This window comes from Brevibacterium sp. K72, assembly GCF_050562175.1.
GTDB lineage: Bacteria > Actinomycetota > Actinomycetes > Actinomycetales > Brevibacteriaceae > Brevibacterium > Brevibacterium casei.
This window is the reverse complement of sequence record NZ_CP191582.1, coordinates 532,072-552,150: the sequence shown is the minus strand read 5'-3', so window position 1 is coordinate 552,150 and position 20,079 is coordinate 532,072. Positions and strand designations below refer to the sequence as shown.

Annotated in this window: 16 protein-coding genes, 3 pseudogenes and 1 other annotated feature; of the genes and pseudogenes, 9 read left to right on the top strand and 10 right to left on the bottom strand. The window is 65.3% G+C overall.

What is annotated here, in order from left to right; genetic code table 11:
• Positions 1–56 precede the first annotated feature (56 nt).
• From ACQ1RG_RS02475 to ACQ1RG_RS02450, 6 genes and pseudogenes are all read right to left on the bottom strand, one after another.
• Positions 57–635, bottom strand: a pseudogene (locus ACQ1RG_RS02475) (transposase); the annotation flags it as partial.
• 42 nt (positions 636–677) lie between these two features.
• Positions 678–1,601, bottom strand: coding sequence for an IS3 family transposase (locus ACQ1RG_RS02470; RefSeq protein ID WP_009381362.1), 924 nt, complete (start codon positions 1,599–1,601; stop codon positions 678–680).
• Positions 1,509–1,637, bottom strand: a sequence feature (AL1L pseudoknot). (Overlaps the previous gene by 93 nt.)
• Entirely contained in the window at positions 1,598–1,903 is a 306-nt protein-coding gene (locus ACQ1RG_RS02465; RefSeq protein WP_009381361.1) for a transposase, read from the bottom strand. (Overlaps the previous feature by 40 nt.) Before ACQ1RG_RS02465 ends, ACQ1RG_RS02470 begins: the two co-directional genes overlap by 4 nt.
• 60 nt (positions 1,904–1,963) lie before the next feature.
• Positions 1,964–2,733, bottom strand: a pseudogene (locus tag ACQ1RG_RS02460) (ISL3 family transposase); the annotation flags it as partial.
• Positions 2,734–3,516: 783 nt separating this feature from the next.
• A complete protein-coding gene (locus tag ACQ1RG_RS02455; protein WP_131248683.1) occupies positions 3,517–3,927 on the bottom strand; it encodes a heme-binding protein in 411 nt (136 codons plus the stop codon).
• A gap of 130 nt (positions 3,928–4,057) precedes the next feature.
• A complete protein-coding gene (locus ACQ1RG_RS02450; protein WP_063250651.1) occupies positions 4,058–4,369 on the bottom strand; it encodes a putative quinol monooxygenase in 312 nt (103 codons plus the stop codon).
• 107 nt (positions 4,370–4,476) lie between these two features.
• On the opposite strand from ACQ1RG_RS02450, the gene ACQ1RG_RS02445 reads away from it, so the two are divergent.
• Entirely contained in the window at positions 4,477–5,418 is a 942-nt protein-coding gene (locus ACQ1RG_RS02445) for a GlxA family transcriptional regulator (protein WP_063250652.1), read from the top strand.
• A gap of 535 nt (positions 5,419–5,953) precedes the next feature.
• Here the strand turns inward: ACQ1RG_RS02445 and ACQ1RG_RS02440 are convergent.
• The 4 genes from ACQ1RG_RS02440 to ACQ1RG_RS02425 form a co-directional block, all read right to left on the bottom strand.
• Positions 5,954–6,937, bottom strand: coding sequence for a helix-turn-helix domain-containing protein (locus ACQ1RG_RS02440; RefSeq protein WP_082835007.1), 984 nt, complete (start codon positions 6,935–6,937; stop codon positions 5,954–5,956).
• Between the two features lie 125 nt (positions 6,938–7,062).
• Positions 7,063–8,210, bottom strand: a protein-coding gene (locus tag ACQ1RG_RS02435; protein WP_100227560.1) for an IS3 family transposase whose coding sequence is annotated in 2 segments (ribosomal slippage) — positions 7,063–7,940 and positions 7,940–8,210 — 1,149 coding nt in all. Because the reading frame shifts where the segments join, the coding sequence is not laid out codon by codon here.
• A 148-nt stretch (positions 8,211–8,358) separates the two neighbouring features.
• Positions 8,359–9,552, bottom strand: a complete 1,194-nt coding sequence (locus ACQ1RG_RS02430; RefSeq protein ID WP_063250653.1) for an alcohol dehydrogenase catalytic domain-containing protein — start codon at positions 9,550–9,552, stop codon at positions 8,359–8,361.
• 180 nt (positions 9,553–9,732) lie between these two features.
• Positions 9,733–11,043, bottom strand: a complete 1,311-nt coding sequence (locus tag ACQ1RG_RS02425; RefSeq protein ID WP_036316278.1) for an ISL3 family transposase — start codon at positions 11,041–11,043, stop codon at positions 9,733–9,735.
• 453 nt (positions 11,044–11,496) lie between these two features.
• On the opposite strand from ACQ1RG_RS02425, the gene dnaK reads away from it, so the two are divergent.
• The 8 genes and pseudogenes from dnaK to ureC form a co-directional block, all read left to right on the top strand.
• Positions 11,497–13,371 carry a molecular chaperone DnaK gene (gene dnaK, locus ACQ1RG_RS02420; protein ID WP_040342593.1) on the top strand — a complete coding sequence of 625 codons (1,875 nt, stop codon included), beginning with the start codon at positions 11,497–11,499 and terminating at the stop codon, positions 13,369–13,371.
• The gene (locus ACQ1RG_RS02415) at positions 13,371–14,042 is read left to right on the top strand and encodes a nucleotide exchange factor GrpE (protein WP_131248643.1); all 672 of its coding nucleotides are present in this window, start codon (positions 13,371–13,373) and stop codon (positions 14,040–14,042) included. Before dnaK ends, ACQ1RG_RS02415 begins: the two co-directional genes overlap by 1 nt.
• Before the next feature lie 214 nt (positions 14,043–14,256).
• On the top strand, positions 14,257–15,306 hold the full coding sequence (locus ACQ1RG_RS02410; RefSeq protein WP_009381311.1) for a DnaJ C-terminal domain-containing protein: 1,050 nt from the start codon (positions 14,257–14,259) through the stop codon (positions 15,304–15,306).
• Between the two features lie 14 nt (positions 15,307–15,320).
• Positions 15,321–15,770 (top strand): heat shock protein transcriptional repressor HspR, encoded by a 450-nt coding sequence (locus ACQ1RG_RS02405; RefSeq protein WP_009381310.1) that lies wholly within the window; start codon positions 15,321–15,323, stop codon positions 15,768–15,770.
• Between the two features lie 472 nt (positions 15,771–16,242).
• On the top strand, positions 16,243–17,913 hold the full coding sequence (locus ACQ1RG_RS02400) for a purine-cytosine permease family protein (protein WP_009381309.1): 1,671 nt from the start codon (positions 16,243–16,245) through the stop codon (positions 17,911–17,913).
• Positions 17,913–18,215, top strand: a complete 303-nt coding sequence (locus ACQ1RG_RS02395; RefSeq protein WP_009381307.1) for an urease subunit gamma — start codon at positions 17,913–17,915, stop codon at positions 18,213–18,215. The genes ACQ1RG_RS02400 and ACQ1RG_RS02395 overlap by 1 nt, the downstream gene beginning before the upstream one ends.
• Positions 18,216–18,226: 11 nt before the next feature.
• Complete coding sequence (gene ureB / locus ACQ1RG_RS02390) at positions 18,227–18,628, top strand: urease subunit beta (RefSeq protein ID WP_009381306.1); 402 nt, start codon at positions 18,227–18,229, stop codon at positions 18,626–18,628.
• A pseudogene (gene ureC / locus ACQ1RG_RS02385) lies at positions 18,628–20,034 on the top strand (urease subunit alpha); the annotation flags it as partial. The gene ureB and the pseudogene ureC, both read left to right, overlap by 1 nt.
• Positions 20,035–20,079: the final 45 nt, after the last annotated feature.

Sequence of the window (20,079 nt, the reverse complement as noted above, 5' to 3'; positions counted from 1 at the left end):
ATGAGACTGTCGCTGTCCTCCACCATGAGTGAAAGAGAGAAGCATCGTTTTTGGGCTCATCGCAGTTGAGGGTGTAGTCGGGGTCTGAATCCGCCGGCCTCGAGTAGAGATCGGGCGATGTAGTGGGTGAGGTTGCGGAAGCCGAGGGCGGAGCCGCGGAGGTGTTCGAGTCGGCCGTTGATGGCCTCTGTCGGCCCGTTCGAGGTCCCGGGCCGGTCGAAGAAGGCGAGCACGTCTGCGGCGCGCTGCTTCAGCGTCCGGCCGAGTGTGCGGATCTCGACCAGCGCGTCTGGGACGCCGCTGGCGACCGACTCGATGACCGCTCGCATCCTCTGCTTGCCCGTGGTCTTGTTGGGCTCGCGGTAGGCGGCGACCATCCGCTGGTAGATGCCCCAGGTCGCTTCGACCTGGACGTGCTCGTCTGCCGCGAATACCGTGTCCAGCCGGGCGCGCTGGGTGTCGGTGAGCAGGTCCGCGCCGGTCTGCAGGGTCCGCCGCGCCCGGTAGAGCGGGTCCCCGGCCCGGCCCCGGTGCCCGAGGGTGTGCTGCTGGACGCGCTGCCGGCACCGGTCCAGTCCCTCACCTGCCAGACGGATGACGTGGAACGGATCCATGACCGGTACTGCGGTGGGTAGTGTCAAGCCCCGGGTTTCGTAGAGGCTCCTATTCTTGGTTTCCTAAGCAGCCGCGGGTTCTGTCCCGGACTGGTTGATCCATTCGGAATGGACCTCGACGGGCGGTCGGTAGTTAATCGCTGAATGCAACCTGGACTGGTTGTACCAAGCCACCCACTTCGACGTCTCCGCCATCACCTCGATCAACCCCGACCACCCCTTCCGGTCGATGAGTTCGGCCTTGTAGACCGAGTTCAGCGCCTCGGCCATGGCGTTGTCGTACGAATCCCCACGCGACCCCACCGACGCCACGACCTCGGATTCCGCCAGGGTCTCGCCATAGCGAATCGATCGGAATTGCACCCCGCGATCCGAGTGGTGCACCAGCCCGGAAACGTCTTCACCGGCCCGATATTTCGCAGCGAGAGCCATCGTCAGAGCGTCCCTGGCCAGGGACTCCCGCATGTGGTTCGTCACCTGCCAGCCGACGATCTCCCTGTGGAAGACATCGAGGATGAACGTCGTGTATACCCACCCAGCAGTCGTCGGAACATAGGTGATGTCCGCGACCCATAGACAATTGGGTGCCGGTGCTGCGAACTCACGCTCGACAAGATCATCCGGACACTCCTCAGCCCTAGCCGAAGCCGTCTTCGGGCGCTTCCTCCTGCGTCGAATACCGTCGATGCCTAACTGGCGCATCAACCGCTCCACCGTGCAGCGGGCCACCGGGCCGAACTGATCCGCGTACTCGCGGTTGATCGCCTTCCACATCTTCCGCACCCCGTAACACGAGTAGTTCGCCTCATAGACATCCTGGATGACGACCATCAGCGCCTGGTCTCGGCGGGCCCTGGCCGATGGTTCGCGTTTCTTGAACGCGTAATACGAGCTCACAGCAATCCGTGCCGCAGTCCCGGACAGGGCGCGTACGATTGGCTCGACTCCGAACTCGTGACGATTGTCGTCGATGAAGACGACAATCACTTCGATGGGCGGTCGAGCTCCGCCGCGAAGAAAGCCGACGCTCTCTTCAAGATCTCGTTGGCCCGCTTCGCTTCAGCCAACTCCGCCCGCAGCCGACGGTTCTCCGCTTCCAAATCGACTGACTCAGTCGGTGTGGCCTTGCCGGAGTCTTTGTGCTTACGGACCCAGACTCGCAGGGTCTCTTTGCTCAGACCGAGCTCGCCGGCGACACGGGTGATTGCCCCGTTCGCCGTCTCCGGATCGGCCTGAGCATGAATGACGAGTTCGACGGCGCGAGCCTTGAGTTCGTCGGTGTATTTCACTGGCAAGAGAGAATCTCCTTCTTCCAATCTCCCTGCCTCTATTATCCCCGGGGCGATTCAATCCATCACCGTGACCGCGTCCGGGATCTCCTCTGCAGCGGCGGTCTTGAACCCGGTGAAGCCGTCCATCGCCACCACCTCGACCGCGTCACGGAAGGCGTCGTCGCGGTCGGCGAGCCAGGTCTTGAACGCCGCGTTCGACCGGCCCTCGACCGTGTCCAGCAGCCTTGCTGGGCCGGCGCCATCGCGGACCGGGTGAGGTCGATGATCACGGTGACGTACTTGTCGCCTCGCCTGGTGTGGCGCCAGACGTGCTCATCGACGCCAATGACCTTCACGCCCTCAAACCGCGTGGGGTCGTTGATCAGCAGCCGCTTGCCTTCAGCCAGGACCGCGTTGGTGGCGGTGTCCCACGCGACCCCGAGTCCCTCGGCGACACGGGCGACGGTGAGGTGTGCGACCACGATCCCTTCCAGCGCCCACCGCAGCCTGGTGCGCGAGAGCTTCGCGCGTGGCTCCGCCGCGGCGCTGGTGTCTTGGCGCCACACGTGTCCGCAGTCGGCACAGCGGTAGCGGCGCACTACAACTTCCAGCACGGTCGGTCGCCAGCCCAGCGGCTCGTGGGCCAACCGCCGGATCACGGTGTCACGAGCAGCGCCTTCGCTGCCGCACCGTCGGCACCCCTGATTTGGTTCCACCACGCGGCACGCGAGGACCGCACGATCCGGTTCAAGTCGTTGTCCGGTCACGCTCAGACCGAGGCCGTCGAGTCGAGCGAAGGCGGTCAGGTCAAGGCGGCCGAAGCCGGCCGGCGGGGTAGCGTCGGACACGTCGAGGTCTTTCGGATGGATAACGTAGGAACCTCCGTTGTCGGGAGATCTCGACGTCTATCTGCGGACCGACGCGCCCGGCCGACCTACACCGTCATCTGAGAAGACCCCTGAAACGTCTTCGACGACGACGGGACCGGCGAGGAGGAGGGTGCGGTGAGCTAAAGGAATGGAGCTTGCTCGGCTTCGACGCCGCCGCAAGCTCCGGTGAAACGGTCGGTACTGGTCGGTCACCACCGGACGGCGGCGTCCCCCACGCTCGGCGTGTGCGCAGGTCAGCGGCTCGTTCGCCCCGTGGGCCCATCAAGCGATAGACGCAAAGCCGACGTGATTAGCTCGTCGGTTCGATTCCGACAGGCGGCTCCGGCGAAAAGCCCCTGACCTGCGGAAACGCAGGGCAGGGGCTGTTCTGTTCTGGTGGTCGAGCGATGCGCTGGCCTCACGGCTCTGCCCGACACCGACGTCGCTCTCCACTGCGACGGACCCCTCGCCGGCTGAGCACTCGCGGCCGGCATCCTGTCCGTGTGCCGATAGGCCTCGCACCGCTCGGCAACGCAGCATGGCGCTGCGTCGCGACCTGGCGACGGGCTCGGCGGGGCGCGATCGTCTCGTGCGTTGGCGGACTACGGGAGCTTGGACGCGAGGACGTCGGCCGCCAGGATCTCGGGTGCTGCGCTGAGGAGGTGCTAGTTGGCCGTCAGGTCCGAGCCGTGACCGTCTACGTCGACGACGCACGCATCCAGCCCCGTGCCGGCCGGGGGCCGGGTTCGGTGCGGGTCGGTCTCAGAAGGCGCTGGCGGCGGCTTCGGCGACGGCCTGGTCTTGGACGCCGGTTCCTCCGCTGACGCCGACGGCGCGGACGACCTGGCCGTCGCGCTCGAGCGGGATGCCACCGGCGAAGATCATCACCCGACCGTCGTTGGAGGCGTTGATGCCGTAGAACTGCTCACCCGGTTGGGCGAGGTCGCCGAGGTCTTTGGTGGCTGTGTCGAACGCTCGGGCCGTGAAAGCTTTGTTGATCGAGATGTCGATGCTGCCCAGCCACGCTCCGTCCATCCGTACGTGAGCGACGAGATTGCCGCCGGCATCGACGACGGCGATGTTACTGGGCTGACCCTGCGTGCTGGATTCAGCTTCTGCTGCCGCGATGACACGTTTGGCGTCGTCCAACGACAATGTAGGAATAGATGGCATCAATTGCTCCTTCGAATGTGGCGTGCGCTTTGTGGCTCGAGCCGCTCCAGAGCCGCCCGTTGGTTTGCCTGTTGAGTTTGTGACCGACAGCGCTCGTATTGTGTTCGCCTTGCGGACGTGCGTTGGCGGACTACGGGAGCTTGGACGCGAGGACGTCGGCCGCCAGGATCTCGGGTGCTGCGCTGAGGAGGTGCTGGTTGGCCATCAGGGCTGCGACGATGGCGCCGTTGGCGTGGGCGTCGCGAGCGGCCTCGTCGGGGAATGCATCGAAGATCCAGAAGGTGTCGGCGTGGGTCCTGACCGCGAACCAGACAATCGTTCCTACTTCTTCGTTGGCGAGTTCGACAGCGCCGGCGAGCAGATCGGCGAGCGCGTCGTGCTGTCCATCGGCCGCGACGATCTTGGCGACGAAGGCATACGGAAGTGATGCGGGTGTTGACATGAGGGACTCTCCTTGAAGTCGTGATTCTTCGTGTGACGAGTTCAGCGTATGACGAGCGAGGGCCGGTGGGGAGTGGCGTATACGGCAGTATTGCTATTGTTTACGTCATGCGTATTGGACTGATCGCGATTGACGGCTGCTTCGGTTCGGCTATCGCGTCGATCATCGACATCGTGCGGGTGGCCGACGGAGCCCGCGGCGATGTCGACCCGCGGATCGACCCGATCGAACTCGCCATCCTCGGACCGAAACGGCGAGTGACCACGACGGCATCGATGACCCTGTCGGTGGACCACCCGCTGTCGGAGTCCGCAGAGTTCGACGTGGTCGTCGTCCCTGCGCTTGGAACCCTTACGGCCGCCGCTACCAACGACGCCCTCCAGAGCCGAGATGCTCGTTCGGTCATCGCCTCGCTCGGGCGCCTCGACGAGGCGACCACCCGGATCGCCGCGGCGTGCACCGGCGTGTTCGCTGTCGCCGAGACCGGACGGATGCAGCATCGGCGGGCGACGACCAGCTGGTTCCTGGGGCCGGAGTTCCTGAAGCGCTATCCGACCGTCGCCCTCGATCTCGACACCATGGTCGTGGTCGACGGGAACCTCGTCACCGCCGGCGCCGCGTTCGCCCACATCGACCTCGCGCTCTCACTCGTGCGATCGATCAGCCCCGACCTGGCCCAACACGTCGCCAAGCTCCTCATCATCGACGAGCGCCCGTCGCAGGCGGCCTTCGTCGCCTACGAACATCTCCGGCACGAGGACCCGATCGTCGTCGAGTTCGAACGCTTCGTGCGCGCCCGCCTGGACGAACCGTTCAACGTCGCCTTCGTCGCGCAGTCGCTCGGCACCAGCCGGCGCACCCTCGAACGACGAGTCCGTGCGGCGCTCAACCTCACTCCGCTCGGCTTCGTCCAACGGCTTCGCATCGAGCGAGCTCGGCACCTCTCAGCAACCACGGACCTCACCTCCGCCGAGATCGCGCTACGGGTCGGCTACGCGAACGCCGAGACTCTGCGCTCCCTCCTGCGTAGGGAGCGACGCCGTTCCTGACCTATCGCCATGCCTGTAGCCGGTGTGCTAGTACTCGACTGGAACCAGCTCTCAGCACGTCGCGTCGACGCTCCTGCGTCGCCCCTGGACGACCCACTCGACACGCCCGCACCACAGGCCATGTGACGTGTCCCGGCTTCCCGGACGGTCGGGGTTGGGTGGCTGTGATGTCGCTGCGTTCTCGTCGAGAGGATCAGCAGACCCGATCAGAGTCGATTGGGATAAGACGCGAAGGCGGTCAGGTCAGGGCGGCCGAAGCCGGCCGGCGGGGTAGCGTCGGACACGTCGAGGTCTTTCGGATGGATGGCGTAGGAACCTCCGTCGTCGGGAGATCTCGACGTCTATCTGCGGGCCGACGCGCCCGGCCGACCTACACCCTCATCTGGCAAGAGCCTCCATAGCTTTCGATATTCGTGAAAGTGTCCGGCGCAGGAACGTTCTTGGGGTGGTCTATTTACGGAACTTCCGCAGTCGTCTCAGTTGATTGATCTTCTCCAGCGCGGCATGCTAGTTTCGGCGTCGCTATCGTGCTTCGCTAGAGACCCCGTGGAAGTCCCTGAGCACGATATTCGCCAGGAGTCATCGATGTTGACGCCCGAAAAACGCGATAGAAATGAGCCACGCTCGAGAAACCTGTATCATGCGCAATCGAGCTAACTGGCCGATTCGGAGAACCGAGCAAAAGCCGTTTAGCCTGCTCCACTCGGAGTTCCCTGAGCACTCCAATCACTGAATCGCCAGTTCCTTGGAACTCTCGGTAGAGGCTCCTTCGAGAGATGTGGATTCCCTTGGCGATGCTGGTTGCATCCACACTTGGATCGATAAGATTCGCACGCATATATGCGATGGCTTGTTCTCGTCGAGCAGCTCCAGGGAGATCTGCACTCGCGGTGGTTGGAGTAACCAGATTGAGCGTAGAGAACGCAAGGTCAGAAGCATGGGGTTCCAGCCGTACTGCGCCTTCAGGATCACGGATCTGAGTTTGCGCCAGGTTAACGAAGAAGGAGGCGACTGCCGATACCGCCCCGTCACAAGGCAAGGTTCGCGCGAGTAGATCGTTGCCGCGCGAGATACCTGCACGGGCGAAAGCTTCGTCGGCAGGAAGTTCGACAATGACCTGTTCGTAGGGGCCAGCATTGTGCATGACAAAAGGTGCGGAACTGTCGTAGATGACCGCAGACCCCGGAGGAACCACTGCGGTCCGATCAAATTGCTCTAGGACACAAGTTCCGCTGACTTGAAAGACGGTGTAAAGATACTCATCGCGCTCGTCGCCTTGTGCGATATGGCTGCGGCTGCGCCAGACATCCTCACCTCCGGCTCTCTTGATGGATAGTGCGAAGCTGGGAAATCGTCCGAGGGTGACCTCGCCGTGGAAATCAGAGGTCAAGGGGTCGGTAGAGACGTCGACGTAAGCCTGTTGACGGATGTGCTGCCAGTGATCTGCAGCATCGTTATTCGAGTTCTGAGTAGTCGACCATCTACTCAACCGGAAACTGGGGACAGTTGGCTCACTCATGTGACGGCACCCCTTATATTCTCGCGAGAACAGTGTCAATCGGTTTGGTGGTTGGCCGGAAGCCTATTACTGACGAACTATACAGTTCGGGTGCCACCATTGGTGGCACTGGGCCGCCCCCGTTGTTAGGTCCGGTCTCTGTGTGAGTCGTCGGGTTCCATTTCGTGGGTGCAGTGGCGAGCATAGTCGGCCGGGGTGAGGTAGCCCAGCGCCGAGTGGCGTCGCACGGTGTTGTACTCGACCTTCCAGTCGCCGATGACGACCTGGGCGTGCAGCAGTGAGTAGAAGCTGTTGATGTTCAAGCACTCGTCGCGCAGGCGGGAGTTGAACGACTCGACGTAGCCGTTGAGCCACGGCGAGCCGGGCGGGATGTACGACAGGCCGGTGCGGGTGCCGGCCCAGTCGGCGATCGCCTGGCTGATGAACTCGGGCCCGTTGTCGCTTCTGAGGACCGCGGGCGGTCCGTGCAGCTTAACGAGGTCGTCGAGATGGTCGGTGAGACGGTCGGCGGTGATGGAGCGTTCCACGAGGCCGCCGAGGCAGACCCGGGTGTGCTCGTCCACGATCGACGCGATTTTGATCGGACGCCCGGCCTCGTCGACGTCGAACTGGAAGTCGATGGCCCACACCACGTTCGGGGCGCACGCCTTGGGGGCGTCCGTGGTCGAGGAGCCGATGCGCTTACGGCGACGTCGCTGGGGCACGCGTAGGCCTTCCTCGCGCCATAGCCGCTGGATCTTCTTGTGGTTGACCTGCCAGCCCTCGCCGCGGGCGTCGTGGCACGCGCGCCGGTAGCCCCAGCGGGGGTGCTTCTTCGCGTAACCGCGCAGCCATTCACGCAAGGCGGCGTCGGGGTCGGCGACGGTATCGGCCTTGAGGGTGCGCCGGTAGGCGGACCTGGATAGCCCGGTCAGCCGGCACGCCATCCGCTCGCTCACCCGCATCTTCGCGATGAGGTGAGCGACAGCGGCGCGCCTCCTGCCCGGGCCTAGAAGTTTCCCTCTGCCAGCTCCTTCAGCGCCGCCTTCTCCAGCTCTGCTTCAGCGAGCAGACGCTTGAGGGTGGCGTTCTGCTTCTCGAGCTCCTTGAGGCGCTTGGCGTCGTCGGCCTTGAGCCCGCCGTACTGGTTGCGCCACCGGTAGTACGTCTGTTCCGACACGCCCAGCTCGCGGCACACCGCCGCGACGTCCGCGCCATCGGCCAGCATCCGGTCGGCCTGTCCGAGCTTGCGCACGACCTGCTCAGGCGTGTGCCGCTTCCTCGTGTTCGTCATGATGAGACCAGTCTTCCTGCCCGCAGCAGCGAGCATCAAGACGACTCACACAACGACTGGACCTACATCCCGGGGTCAGCCCAGCACCCGAACCCGTTCTCTGATGTCGTTAAATGAAGCTTGCAACCCTCCTGGAGGGTGGATCAGGTCAGGCTGAAATGAGCCCGTGCGGATCGATGATGAACTTGTCCGAAACACCCTTATCAAAGCTTGCGTAGGCGTCTGGAGCATCGTCGAGACTGATGATCTTCGTGTTGAGCATGTCGCTGAGGTACGGCATGCGGTCCCAGAGAATGGCCATCATCAACTCGCGGTTGTAGTGCATGATCGGTGCCTGGCCGCCCGAGATTCGTGGTGACTTGATCCATGCTTTTCCGAAGTCGAGTGGGAAAGTTCCTTCCTGCTCTGCTTTCGACTCTGCAAGCGGATCGGGTCCGTACACTCCGATGATGCCAGTAGCCCCGCCAGGTCGGGTAGCGTCCATGACTTGATTGATCGCGTGCGCGGGATTCATATCTCCGGCCTCACGACCGATTCCATGTGCTTCCGAGCCGACGTAGTCCACCGCACAATCCACCATGGGCTCGCCTAGAATAGCTTCGATCTGATCGGTCAGAGGAACATCCTCGTTGAGGTCAATGGTCTCGCAGCCGTTCTGTTTCATCAGATCGAGGCGGTCCTTGTGGTAGTCGCCGACAATGATGCATGACGCTCCGAGGAGGCGAGCTGCCGCTGCCCCGCACCGGCCGACAGGTCCTGCACCGGCAATATAGACTGTCGAGCCTGGCTTGGCGCCGGCCTCCATGAGTCCGTGGAATGCAGTGGGAAGAATGTCTGACAACAGGGCCAAGTCGCGGATCTTCTCCATGGCCTGGTCCTTGTCTGGGAAGCGGAGCAGCTGAAAGTCGGCATAGGGCACAAACAGGTATTCCGCCTGTCCACCTTGCCAATTGCCGAGGTTGAACCCGTAGGCTGCGCAGGGGCCATCTGGATTCGTAGTCTCGCAGACTTCCGTCCTGCGCCCCCGGCAATTGCGACACCGGCCGCAAGCGACATTGAACGGCACCGAGACGAGATCGCCTTCCTTGAGGAAAGTAACATCGGATCCGAGCTCAACTACCTGGCCTGTCATTTCGTGTCCCATGACCATGCCTTGGGGCACTGGGAAGGAGCCGCGGTAGATATGGAGGTCGCTTCCGCAGATGTTTGTAGCGACGATTTTCAAGATGACCCCGTGCGGTGCTTTTTCTCCGGTGGGCATCTCGAGCTTCGGGAAGTCGAGGTTTTCGACCTGCATGTCTTGCGGATTTGCGAACACTACTGCGCGATTGCCATCAGCCATGATTTTCGTGTCCTTCCATAGTTTTCCTTCCAGCTTTCTGCTGGAACTTGCATGCGAAATCGCTTATGTTTCGCCTGCCATTTCAGACTAGTAATCGGTTCGGTTGATGTCGTTCGCTACTCGTGCCACTCCAGTCAACGATCGTGCCAGGCACCGTAGTCGGACGGTCGAATAACTGGCTCATCGCAGTTGAGGGTGTAGTCGGGGTCTGAATCCGCCGGCCTCGAGTAGAGATCGGGCGATGTAGTGGGTGAGGTTGCGGAAGCCGAGGGCGGAGCCGCGGAGGTGTTCGAGTCGGCCGTTGATGGCCTCTGTCGGCCCGTTCGAGGTCCCGGGCCGGTCGAAGAAGGCGAGCACGTCTGCGGCGCGCTGCTTCAGCGTCCGGCCGAGTGTGCGGATCTCGACCAGCGCGTCTGGGACGCCGCTGGCGACCGACTCGATGACCGCTCGCATCCTCTGCTTGCCCGTGGTCTTGTTGGGCTCGCGGTAGGCGGCGACCATCCGCTGGTAGATGCCCCAGGTCGCTTCGACCTGGACGTGCTCGTCTGCCGCGAATACCGTGTCCAGCCGGGCGCGCTGGGTGTCGGTGAGCAGGTCCGCGCCGGTCTGCAGGGTCCGCCGCGCCCGGTAGAGCGGGTCCCCGGCCCGGCCCCGGTGCCCGAGGGTGTGCTGCTGGACGCGCTGCCGGCACCGGTCCAGTCCCTCACCTGCCAGACGGATGACGTGGAACGGATCCATGACCGGTACTGCGGTGGGTAGCTCTTCGGCGGCAGCGGTCTTGAACCCGGTGAACCCGTCCATCGCGACGACCTCCACCCCGTCCCGCCACGCCCGAGGACGATCGGCCAGCCACTGCTTGAACACGGCCTTCGACCGGCCCGCGACCATGTCCAGCAGCCGCGCGGGCCCGGACTTGTTCCGGGCCGGGGTGAGGTCGATGATCACGGTCACGTACTTGTCGCCGTGGCGCGTGTGACGCCACACGTGCTCATCGACCCCGATGGTGGTGACCCCGGCGAACCGGGCCGGATCGTCGATCAGCACCCGCTTGCCCTCGGCGATGACCGCCTCGTTGGCGGTATGCCAGGACACTCCCAGCCCGGCAGCGACGCGGCTGACGGTGAGGTGGTCCACGACCACACCGGTCAGCGCCCAGCCCACCCCGCCACGGGTGATCTTCGCCCGCGGCGCCGCGGCCTTCGACGTGTCCTGCCGCCACGTCCGACGGCAGGTAACACACCGGTACCGGCGGACCCGGACCATCAAGGTCGTGGGCCGGTGCCCGAACGGCTCGTGCGCCAACCGGCGGATCACCGTGTCTCGGGGCACGCCCTCGGCCCCGCACTCCCTGCACCACGGGTCCGGCTCCAGGACCCGGCACTGGATCACCGCACGATCAGGCTCAACCCGCTGCCCGACGGCCTCGAGGCCGAGCTCGTCGAGACGGCAGAACGTGGTCAGGTCAGGGCGAACGAAGGTAGCGTGATCCATGTCGAGGTCCTCAGGATGGGCAGTGTCAGAACTTCCATCCTCGGAGGGCCTCGACCCCTATCCAGCGACCGACGCGCCCAACCCGACTACACTCTCAGCTGCGAAGAGCCCCATATCCTCATGGTCCTCGATTGACAGGTGCGTGAGAAATTTGACACGCCATGGCCAAGAAAGTGAGAAAGTGACAACTTAAACGAGAACCTACAAGAACTCCTCGAAAAAAATTCTCCAGATGCGGAATAACCCGTCGCTCTAGAAAGTTGAGTCTAGTGTACGCAACTTTTACAGGTGGGGATTGACGATCTCAGCCGCGAAGAGAATACTTGAGTCCATCAGACTCAATGCGGGCGGCGGTCCGACGAGGCGACACCGGGAGGCAGCTCCCGGAACGGCTTCCGAGGACGACCGCACGCATTCAGCCCGAGCCGACTCTGAGAGTTAAGGAGAAACGATATGGCACGTGCAGTTGGAATCGACCTCGGAACCACGAACTCCGTCGTCGCCGTCCTCGAGGGCGGTGACCCCAAGGTCATCGCGAACATGGAAGGCGGTCGCACGACCCCGTCCGTCGTCGCAGTCAACAAGAACGGAGACTCCCTGGTCGGCGAGATCGCCAAGCGCCAGGCCGTCACCAACGTGAAGAACACCGTGGCGTCCGTCAAGCGCCACATGGGAACCGACTGGGACACCGAGATCGGCGGCAAGAAGCTCACCGCTCCCGAGGTCTCCGCGCGCATCCTGCAGAAGCTCAAGCACGACGCTGAGGAATACCTCCAGGAGAAGGTCACCGACGCGGTCATCACCGTCCCGGCCTACTTCAACGACGCTGAGCGTCAGGCCACCAAGGATGCCGGTGAGATCGCCGGCCTCAACGTCCTGCGCATCATCAACGAGCCCACCGCCGCCGCTCTGGCCTACGGCCTCGAGCGCGGCAAGGAAGACGAGCTCATCCTCGTCTTCGACCTCGGCGGCGGTACGTTCGACGTCTCGCTGCTCGAAGTCGGCAAGGACGACGACGGCTTCTCGACCATTCAGGTCCGTGCGACCTCCGGCGACAACCGCCTCGGCGGTGACGACTGGGATCAGCGGATCGTCGATTGGCTGGTCGAGCAGGTCAAGAACAACTACGGCGTCGACCTGACCAAGGACTCGACGGCGATGCAGCGTCTCAAGGAGGCCGCTGAGCAGGCGAAGAAGGAGCTCTCGTCCGCGACGAGCACCAACATCTCCCTCCAGTACCTCTCGATGAGCGAGAACGGTCCGATCCACCTCGACGAGACCCTCACCCGGGCGAAGTTCGAGGACCTCACCAAGGACCTCCTCGAGCGCACGAAGGCCCCGTTCCACGCGGTGATGAAGGATGCCGGCGTGTCCGTCAAGGACATCGACCACGTCGTCCTCGTCGGTGGTTCGACCCGTATGCCCGGTGTCACCCAGGTCGTCACCGAGCTCACCGGAGGCAAGGAGCCCAACAAGGGCGTCAACCCCGATGAGGTCGTCGCGATCGGCGCCGCCGTCCAGGCCGGTGTGCTCATGGGCGAACGCAAGGACGTCCTCCTCATCGACGTCACCCCGCTCTCGCTCGGTCTCGAGACCAAGGGCGGCGTGATGACGAAGCTCATCGAACGCAACACCCCGATCCCGACCAAGCGCTCGGAGACGTTCACCACGGCTGAGGACAACCAGCCCTCGGTGTCGATCCAGGTGTTCCAGGGTGAGCGCGAGTTCACTCGCGACAACAAGAACCTCGGCACCTTCGAGCTCACCGGCATCGCGCCGGCGCCGCGCGGAGTCCCGCAGATCGAGGTCGCGTTCGACATCGACGCCAACGGCATCGTCCATGTCTCGGCCACCGACAAGGGAACCGGCAAGGAGCAGTCGATGACGATCACCGGCGGCTCGGCGCTTCCCAAGGAGGACATCGAGCGCATGGTCCGTGAGGCCGAGGAGCACGCGGAAGAGGACAAGAAGCGCCGTGAGGCCGCTGACGTCCGCAACAACGCGGAGAACCTCGCCTACCAGACCCAGAAGCTGCTCGACGACAACGCCGACAAGCTGCCTGAGGACGTCAAGTCGGAGATCCAGTCCGACGTCGACGCCGTCAAGGAAGCTCTCAAGGGCGAAGACGACGACGCGGTGAAGAAGGCGTTCGACACCCTCACCGAGAAGCAGCAGAAGATCGGCGAGGCGATCTACGCACAGCAGGAAGCCGGCGCCGGTGCTGCCGGCGGAGCCTCCGACCAGGGCGGCTCCGATGCCGGAACGGGCGCTGACGACGATGTCGTCGACGCCGAGGTCGTGGATGATGAGGACGAGGAGAAGAAGTAATGACCACCGAGGGCAACGATCCGTCGTCCGAGGAGCCACGCTTCACCTTCCATGACAAGCGCCGGGTCGATCCGGACACCGGTGAACTCCGTCCCGAGGCCGACGCCGAGTCGGCCTCGGGGGCCGGGGAGGGACAGGACACCGAGGAAGTGTTGGCCGATGCCAGCGACCTCGGGGTCGATATCCCCGCCGATGCCTCGAGCCTCAACGACACCGAGGCGGCCGCCGAACCGGGTGCGGCTGAGCCCGCCCCCGGAACGGAGGCCGCAGCCCACCTCGCGGATCTCAAGCGGATCAACGCGGAGTACGCCGCCTACCGGATGCGCGCCGACCGCGAACGCGAGCGGGCGGCAGCCGGCGGCACGATCAAGGTCGTCGAGGCGCTGGTCCCCGTCCTCGACGAGGTGCGGCTGGCGCAGGAGAACGGCGACGTCTCCGGGCCCTTCGAGGCCCACGTGAACAAGCTGCTCGACGCGCTGGCCAAGGTCGGCGTCGAACAGTACGGTGCCGTCGGCGACGAGTTCGATCCGCGGCTGCATGAGGCCCTCATGCAGCAGCCGTCGGACGACGTCGAGGTGCCGACGGTCTTCATGGTCATGCAGCCGGGCTACCGCATGGGTGATCGCATCATCCGCGCGGCCCGCGTCGGCGTGCAGCAGCCGGAGGACTGAGGACCCCGACCCCGCCGAGGTGGGACCGCCTCCCAGCGTTCGTGAGCGGATGCTGGGACGAAGGAACCGCCTCGGCGACGGTCCGGAGTCTCCGGGACGCAGACGTTGTCCGGGGGCTGCGGATTGTGAGCAGACAGATGAGGGAAACGATGACAGAGCCGAGGCCAGGTGGCAGCGGCACGACGAACAGGACAAGGAAGAAGGGAGGTGCCAGATGAGTACCGGACCGCAGAATGACTGGTTCGAGAAGGACTTCTACAAGACCCTCGGCGTCTCCAAGGACGCGACGGACTCCGAGATCAAGAAGGCCTACCGCAAGCTCGCGCGGAAGTACCATCCGGACGCGAATCCGGGGGACGCCGAGGCGGAGGCGAAGTTCAAGGAGATCGGACAGGCCCACCAGGTGCTGTCGAACAAGGAGTCGCGCGAACAGTACGACCAGGTCCGCGCGATGGGCAGCGGCGCCAGGTTCAGCGCCGGTGCCGGTGGTGCCGGCGGCGGAGGCGGGTTCGACGACGTCTTCTCCGACCTCTTCGGAGGCGGCGGTCGCACGCGCACACGCACGACCTACTCGCCCGGCGGCGGAGGTTTCGGCGGCGGATACGGCGACGTTCCGCCCGATCTCGCCGATCTGCTCAACGGCTTCGGCGGCGGTGCCTCCTACGGCGGCTACGGTGACAGCGGCTTCGGCGGCGGCTACTCGCCCCCGGTCAAGGGCGGTGACATCAAGTCCTCGACCAATCTCAGCTTCACCGAGGCTGCCAACGGTGCCTCGGTCAAGCTGAAGATGCCCAACGGCAAGCCGCTGACCGTGCGCACCCCGATCGGGGTCAAGGACGGGCAGAAGATCCGACTGGCAGGCAAGGGCAAGGCGAGCCCGAACGGCGGCGAGCCCGGCGACGTCATCCTCACGGTCCACGTCAAGCCGCACCCGGTGTTCACCCGCGACGGCGACAACCTGCGGATGGACCTGCCGGTGAGCTTCGACGAAGCGGCCCTCGGTGCGGAGGTCAAGGTGCCCACGCTCGGCGGTCAGCCCGTCAAGGTGAAGATCCCCGCGGGCACGCCCTCGGGTCGGACCCTGCGCGTGCGCGGCAAGGGCGTGCAGACGAAGAAGGGCACGGGCGACCTGCTCGTAACCGTTGAGATCGTCGCCCCGAAGAACCTCTCGAAGGAGGCCAAGGAAGCGGTCGAGGCCTACAAGGCGGCGACCGAGTCCGAGGATCCGCGAGCCGGCCTGCTCGATCGGGCCAAGGCGAGCTGAGGCGGCGGGGCACCATGCAGTTCTCTCAGAGTGCGGCGCTCTACGTCATCTCCGTGGCAGCGGAACTCGCGGGCATGCACCCGCAGACCCTGCGGCAGTATGACCGGATGGGCCTCGTCACCCCGCAGCGGACGGCCGGCAAGGGCCGCCGCTACTCGGGGCGGGACATCGCCAAGCTGCGCCTGATCCAGCATCTCTCGCAGGACGAGGGCGTCAACCTCGTGGGGATCAAGAAGATCATGGAGATGCAGAACCAGATCGACGCCCTCCGGAGCCGGAACCAGGAGCTCGAGGAGGAGGCCCTCGCCCAGGCGGAGGCACGCGAGCGGGATGCCCGCGTGTTCGCCGCCGGGTCGAGGGGCGACGTCGTCTCGATCGCCCGCGGCCGGCGGCCGAAGGTGTCGCCGGAGTCCGGGACCGGAGCCGTGGTGCTCTACGACGACTTCCGCGCCCGGAGGGTGTGAGCGCCCGGCGGCGACGCGGCGCCTGGTAGCACGGCGTGAGCGCCGGGCGGCGCCGGGCGTGAGCGAACAGGGGTGGCTGACGCCGCCCCTTTTCTCATGCCCGGGGTGTTCCTCCGCGCCGCCGGGTGTCCAGTGGCATCGCTTCGAGCCGAGTCCGCGCGCTGCCCACCTGATTGGGTCGGTTTTCGCCCGATGAGTCTGTTCATGAACCGACCGATCGGGCGAGAACCGACTCATTTGCGTGTGTGCGGGTCGGAGTGGCGCTCGGTTCCTGTGGCTCTGCCTGCAGGAAGCCCCTGAGCGCAGCCGATGTCCGCGGGTGCTCCCACAGCCACCACTGGTCACTGCGCGGACCTGTCCGCGAGATGAAACTTTGGTCTCGAAACATGGACGAAACTCAGTCGACACGCACCGAAACAATCGCCTGCCAGGATGGGCGATGTTGGGATCGGGCGCGACTGAGAGGGCCACCATGAAAGAGACATCGGCGACACCGCCGCCGGGCAGCAGCGAGGCGAAGACCGCGGCGCGGGAGAGCCTCGAGGACTACACGCTGCGCTTCGCCCCGCGCTCCTACCGGACTTGGGCGCCGGCCGTCGTCGCGACGAGTGCGCTCGGCGGGATCGCCTACCTCGCGGACTTCTCGATCGGCGCGAGCATCGGGCTCGCCCACGGCACGGCCAATGGGATCCTCGGCATCCTCACCGCGGCGATCATCATCTTCCTCACCGGGTGGCCGCTCGCGTTCTACGCCGCCCGCTACAACCTCGACCTCGACCTCATCACTCGCGGGGCCGGATTCGGCTACTACGGCTCGGTCATCACGAACATCATCTTCGCGACCTTCACCTTCATCTTCTTCGCCCTCGAGGGCTCGATCATGGCGCAGGGACTCTACCTCGGCCTCGGGATACCGCGCCCGATCGGCTACCTCCTCTCCACGGTCATCATCTTCCCGCTCGTCATCTTCGGCATGAAGGCCCTCGCCCGGCTCCAGGTCTCGACGACGCCGCTGTGGCTCGTCCTCATGGTCGTGCCCGTCGGCTACCTCATCGCCTTCCAGCCCGACTCCGTGAGCTCGTTCTTCGCCTACCAGGGCGAGAGCGGGGAGAGCGCGAACTTCGCCTCGGCGATGCTCGCCGCCGGCGTCTGCCTCTCCCTCATCGCCCAGATCGCCGAGCAGATCGACTACCTGCGCTTCATGCCGCCCCGCACCCCGGCCAACCGTCGCAGCTGGTGGACCGCGGTCATCCTCGCCGGTCCCGGCTGGGTGATCTTCGGGGCGACGAAGCAGATCATCGGCATGTTCCTCGCCGTCTACCTCATCGCCAACGTCCCCGGAGCGACGAGCTTCGCGACCGAACCCGTCCAGCAGCTGCTCGCCACCTACGAGCAGATGATGCCGCAGTGGCTCGCGCTCCTGCTCGCCGTCGTCCTCGTCGTCATCTCGCAGGTGAAGATCAACGTCACCAACGCCTACTCCGGCTCGCTGGCGTGGACGAACGCGTACACGCGGATCACCAAGCGCTACCCGGGGCGGATCACGTTCCTCGTCGTCAACCTCCTCTTCGCGCTCGCGCTCATGGAGCTGAACATGTTCGACTTCCTCAACGCGATCCTCAGCTTCTACGCCAACCTCGCGATGTCGTGGATCTGCGTCGTCGCCGCCGACATCGCGATCAACAAGTACGTCCTCGGACTCTCCCCGAAGACACCGGAGTTCCGTCGTGGGATGCTCTACGACTGGAATCCCGTCGGAGTCGTCTCGCTGCTCCTCTCCGGAGGAGTGTCGATCGCGATCTATTTCGGGGCCTTCGGGTCCGCCGTCCAGCCGTTCTCGCCGCTCTTCGCCGTCGGCATCGCGATCGTCGCGACCCCGCTCATGGCGATCCTCACCCGTGGCCGGTACTATCTGCGCCGCCGCGACGACGGCATCGACGTGCCCTTGCTCGACGAGCACGGCAACCCCACCGACGCCACCCTGTGGTGCCACGTCACGGAGATGGAGTTCGAGCGTCCGGACATGATCGCCTCGGCGAAGCGCGGACCCAACGGCGAAACCCTCTACCTCAGCTCCCTGGCACTGTCGACCGATCGCCTCGGCGAACACGTCCTGCCGGCCGACCCCGTGCGGGAGCGCTGATGCACTTCACTCCGGGCGACACGGAGAAGCTGCTGCTGTCGGTGGCCGGGATGATCGCCCGTGACCGGCTTGCACGGGGAGTGCCCCTCAACCACCCCGAGGCCATCGCGCTGCTGAGCACGTGGGTCATCGAGCGCGCCCGCGAGGGGGCGAACGTCGAGGAGCTCATGGTCACCGGGCGCGAGGTGCTCACCAGGGGCGACGTCATGGACGATGTGCCGCCCATGCTCCACGACGTCCAGGTCGAGGCAACCTTCCCCGACGGGCGCAAGCTCGTCACCATCCACAACCCCATCGACTGACAGGACCACCCATGACAGGGACGAGAGACCACGGGCCCGGTGCCGTGCAGGTGCGCGAGGGCATCCGCGTGCTCAACCGGCGCAGCGCCCCCGACACCGGCACCGCGACCATCGAGAACACCGGCGACCGGCCCGTGCAGATCGGATCGCACATCCACCTGCCCGACGTCAACGACGCCCTGTCCTTCGATCGCCGAGGCGCGACCGGGTTCCGTCTCGACGTCCCCGCGGGGACGTCGGTGAGGTTCGAACCGGGGGCCTCGCGGACCGTGGCGATCGTCCGCCTCGGCGGGCGCAAGCGTGTCCCCGGCCTGCAGATCCGAGAGGAGGCAGCCGCCGCCGAGGCGGCGCGAAGTGACGAGGGTTCGTCCCCCGACGCGGGGGAATCCGGCGCCGAGGCGGGGGAGGGCTGATGGTCGAGATCTCAGCCCAGCGCTACGCCGCCCTCTACGGACCGACGACCGGGGATCAGGTCCGCCTCGGCGACACCGACCTGTGGATCGAGATCGAGGAGGACCGGACCTTCGGCGGGGACGAAGCGGTCTTCGGCGGCGGGAAGTCGATCCGCGAATCGATGCTCCAGGGCACGACGAGCCGGGCCGAGGGCGCGCCGGACACCGTCATCACGAACGTCATCGTCCTCGACTGGTGGGGTGTCATCCGCGCCGACGTCGGGATCCGCGACGGCAGGATCACGGCACTCGGTCGGGCCGGCAACAGCGACATCGCCGACGGCGTCGACCCCGAATTGGAGATCGGCGCCTCGACCGACGTCATCTCCGGCGAGGGCCGCATCCTCACCGCCGGGGGCATCGACTCCCACGTTCACCTCCTCTCGCCCTCGCAGATCCACGAGGCGCTCGCGACCGGCATCACCACCGTCGTCGGGGGCGGTACAGGACCGTCCGAGGGGAGCAAGGCGACGACGGTCACCCCCGGGGCGTGGCACCTGGGCAGGATGCTGCAGGCCCTCGACGCCCTGCCGGTCAACGTGCTGCTGCTCGGCAAGGGGAACACGATCTCGGCGGAAGCGCTCGCCGAACAGGCACTCGGCGGGGCGGCCGGCTACAAGATCCACGAGGACTGGGGTGCCACCCCGGCGGCGATCGACGCGGCCCTGCGCGCCGCCGACACCCACGGACTCCAGGTGGCCCTCCACTCGGATTCGCTCAACGAATCCGGATTCGTCGAATCGACGATCTCCGCGATCGCCGGGCGCAGCATCCACGCCTTCCACGTCGAAGGCGCCGGCGGCGGACACGCCCCGGACATCCTCTCCATCGCGGCACTCGAGAACATCATCCCCGGATCGACCAACCCGACGCTGCCGCACACCGTCAACACCGTCGCCGAGCATCTCGACATGCTCATGGTCTGCCACCACCTCAACCCGAGCGTGCCCGAGGACCTCGCGTTCGCCGAATCCCGGATCCGCGCGACGACGATCGCCGCCGAGGACATCCTCCACGACATGGGCGCCCTGTCGATCACGTCCTCGGATGCGCAGGCGATGGGCCGGATCGGAGAGGTCATCACCCGCACGTGGCAGATCGCCCACACGATGAAGCACCGCCGGGGCCGCCTCGGCGAATCCCTGCCGGCCGACAACGAACGCGCCCGCCGCTATGTCGCGAAGTACACGATCAATCCGGCCATCGCCCACGGCGTCGACGAGCACATCGGGTCGGTCGAACCGGGGAAGATGGCCGACCTCACCTTGTGGGATCCGCGGTTCTTCGGCGTGCGACCCGACCTCGTCATCAAAGGCGGGACGATCGCGTGGGCAGGACTCGGCGATCCGAACGCCTCCATCCCGACGGTGGTGTCATAGCGTCGAAGCAACACTCCCGGTCGGCGGGGGTCT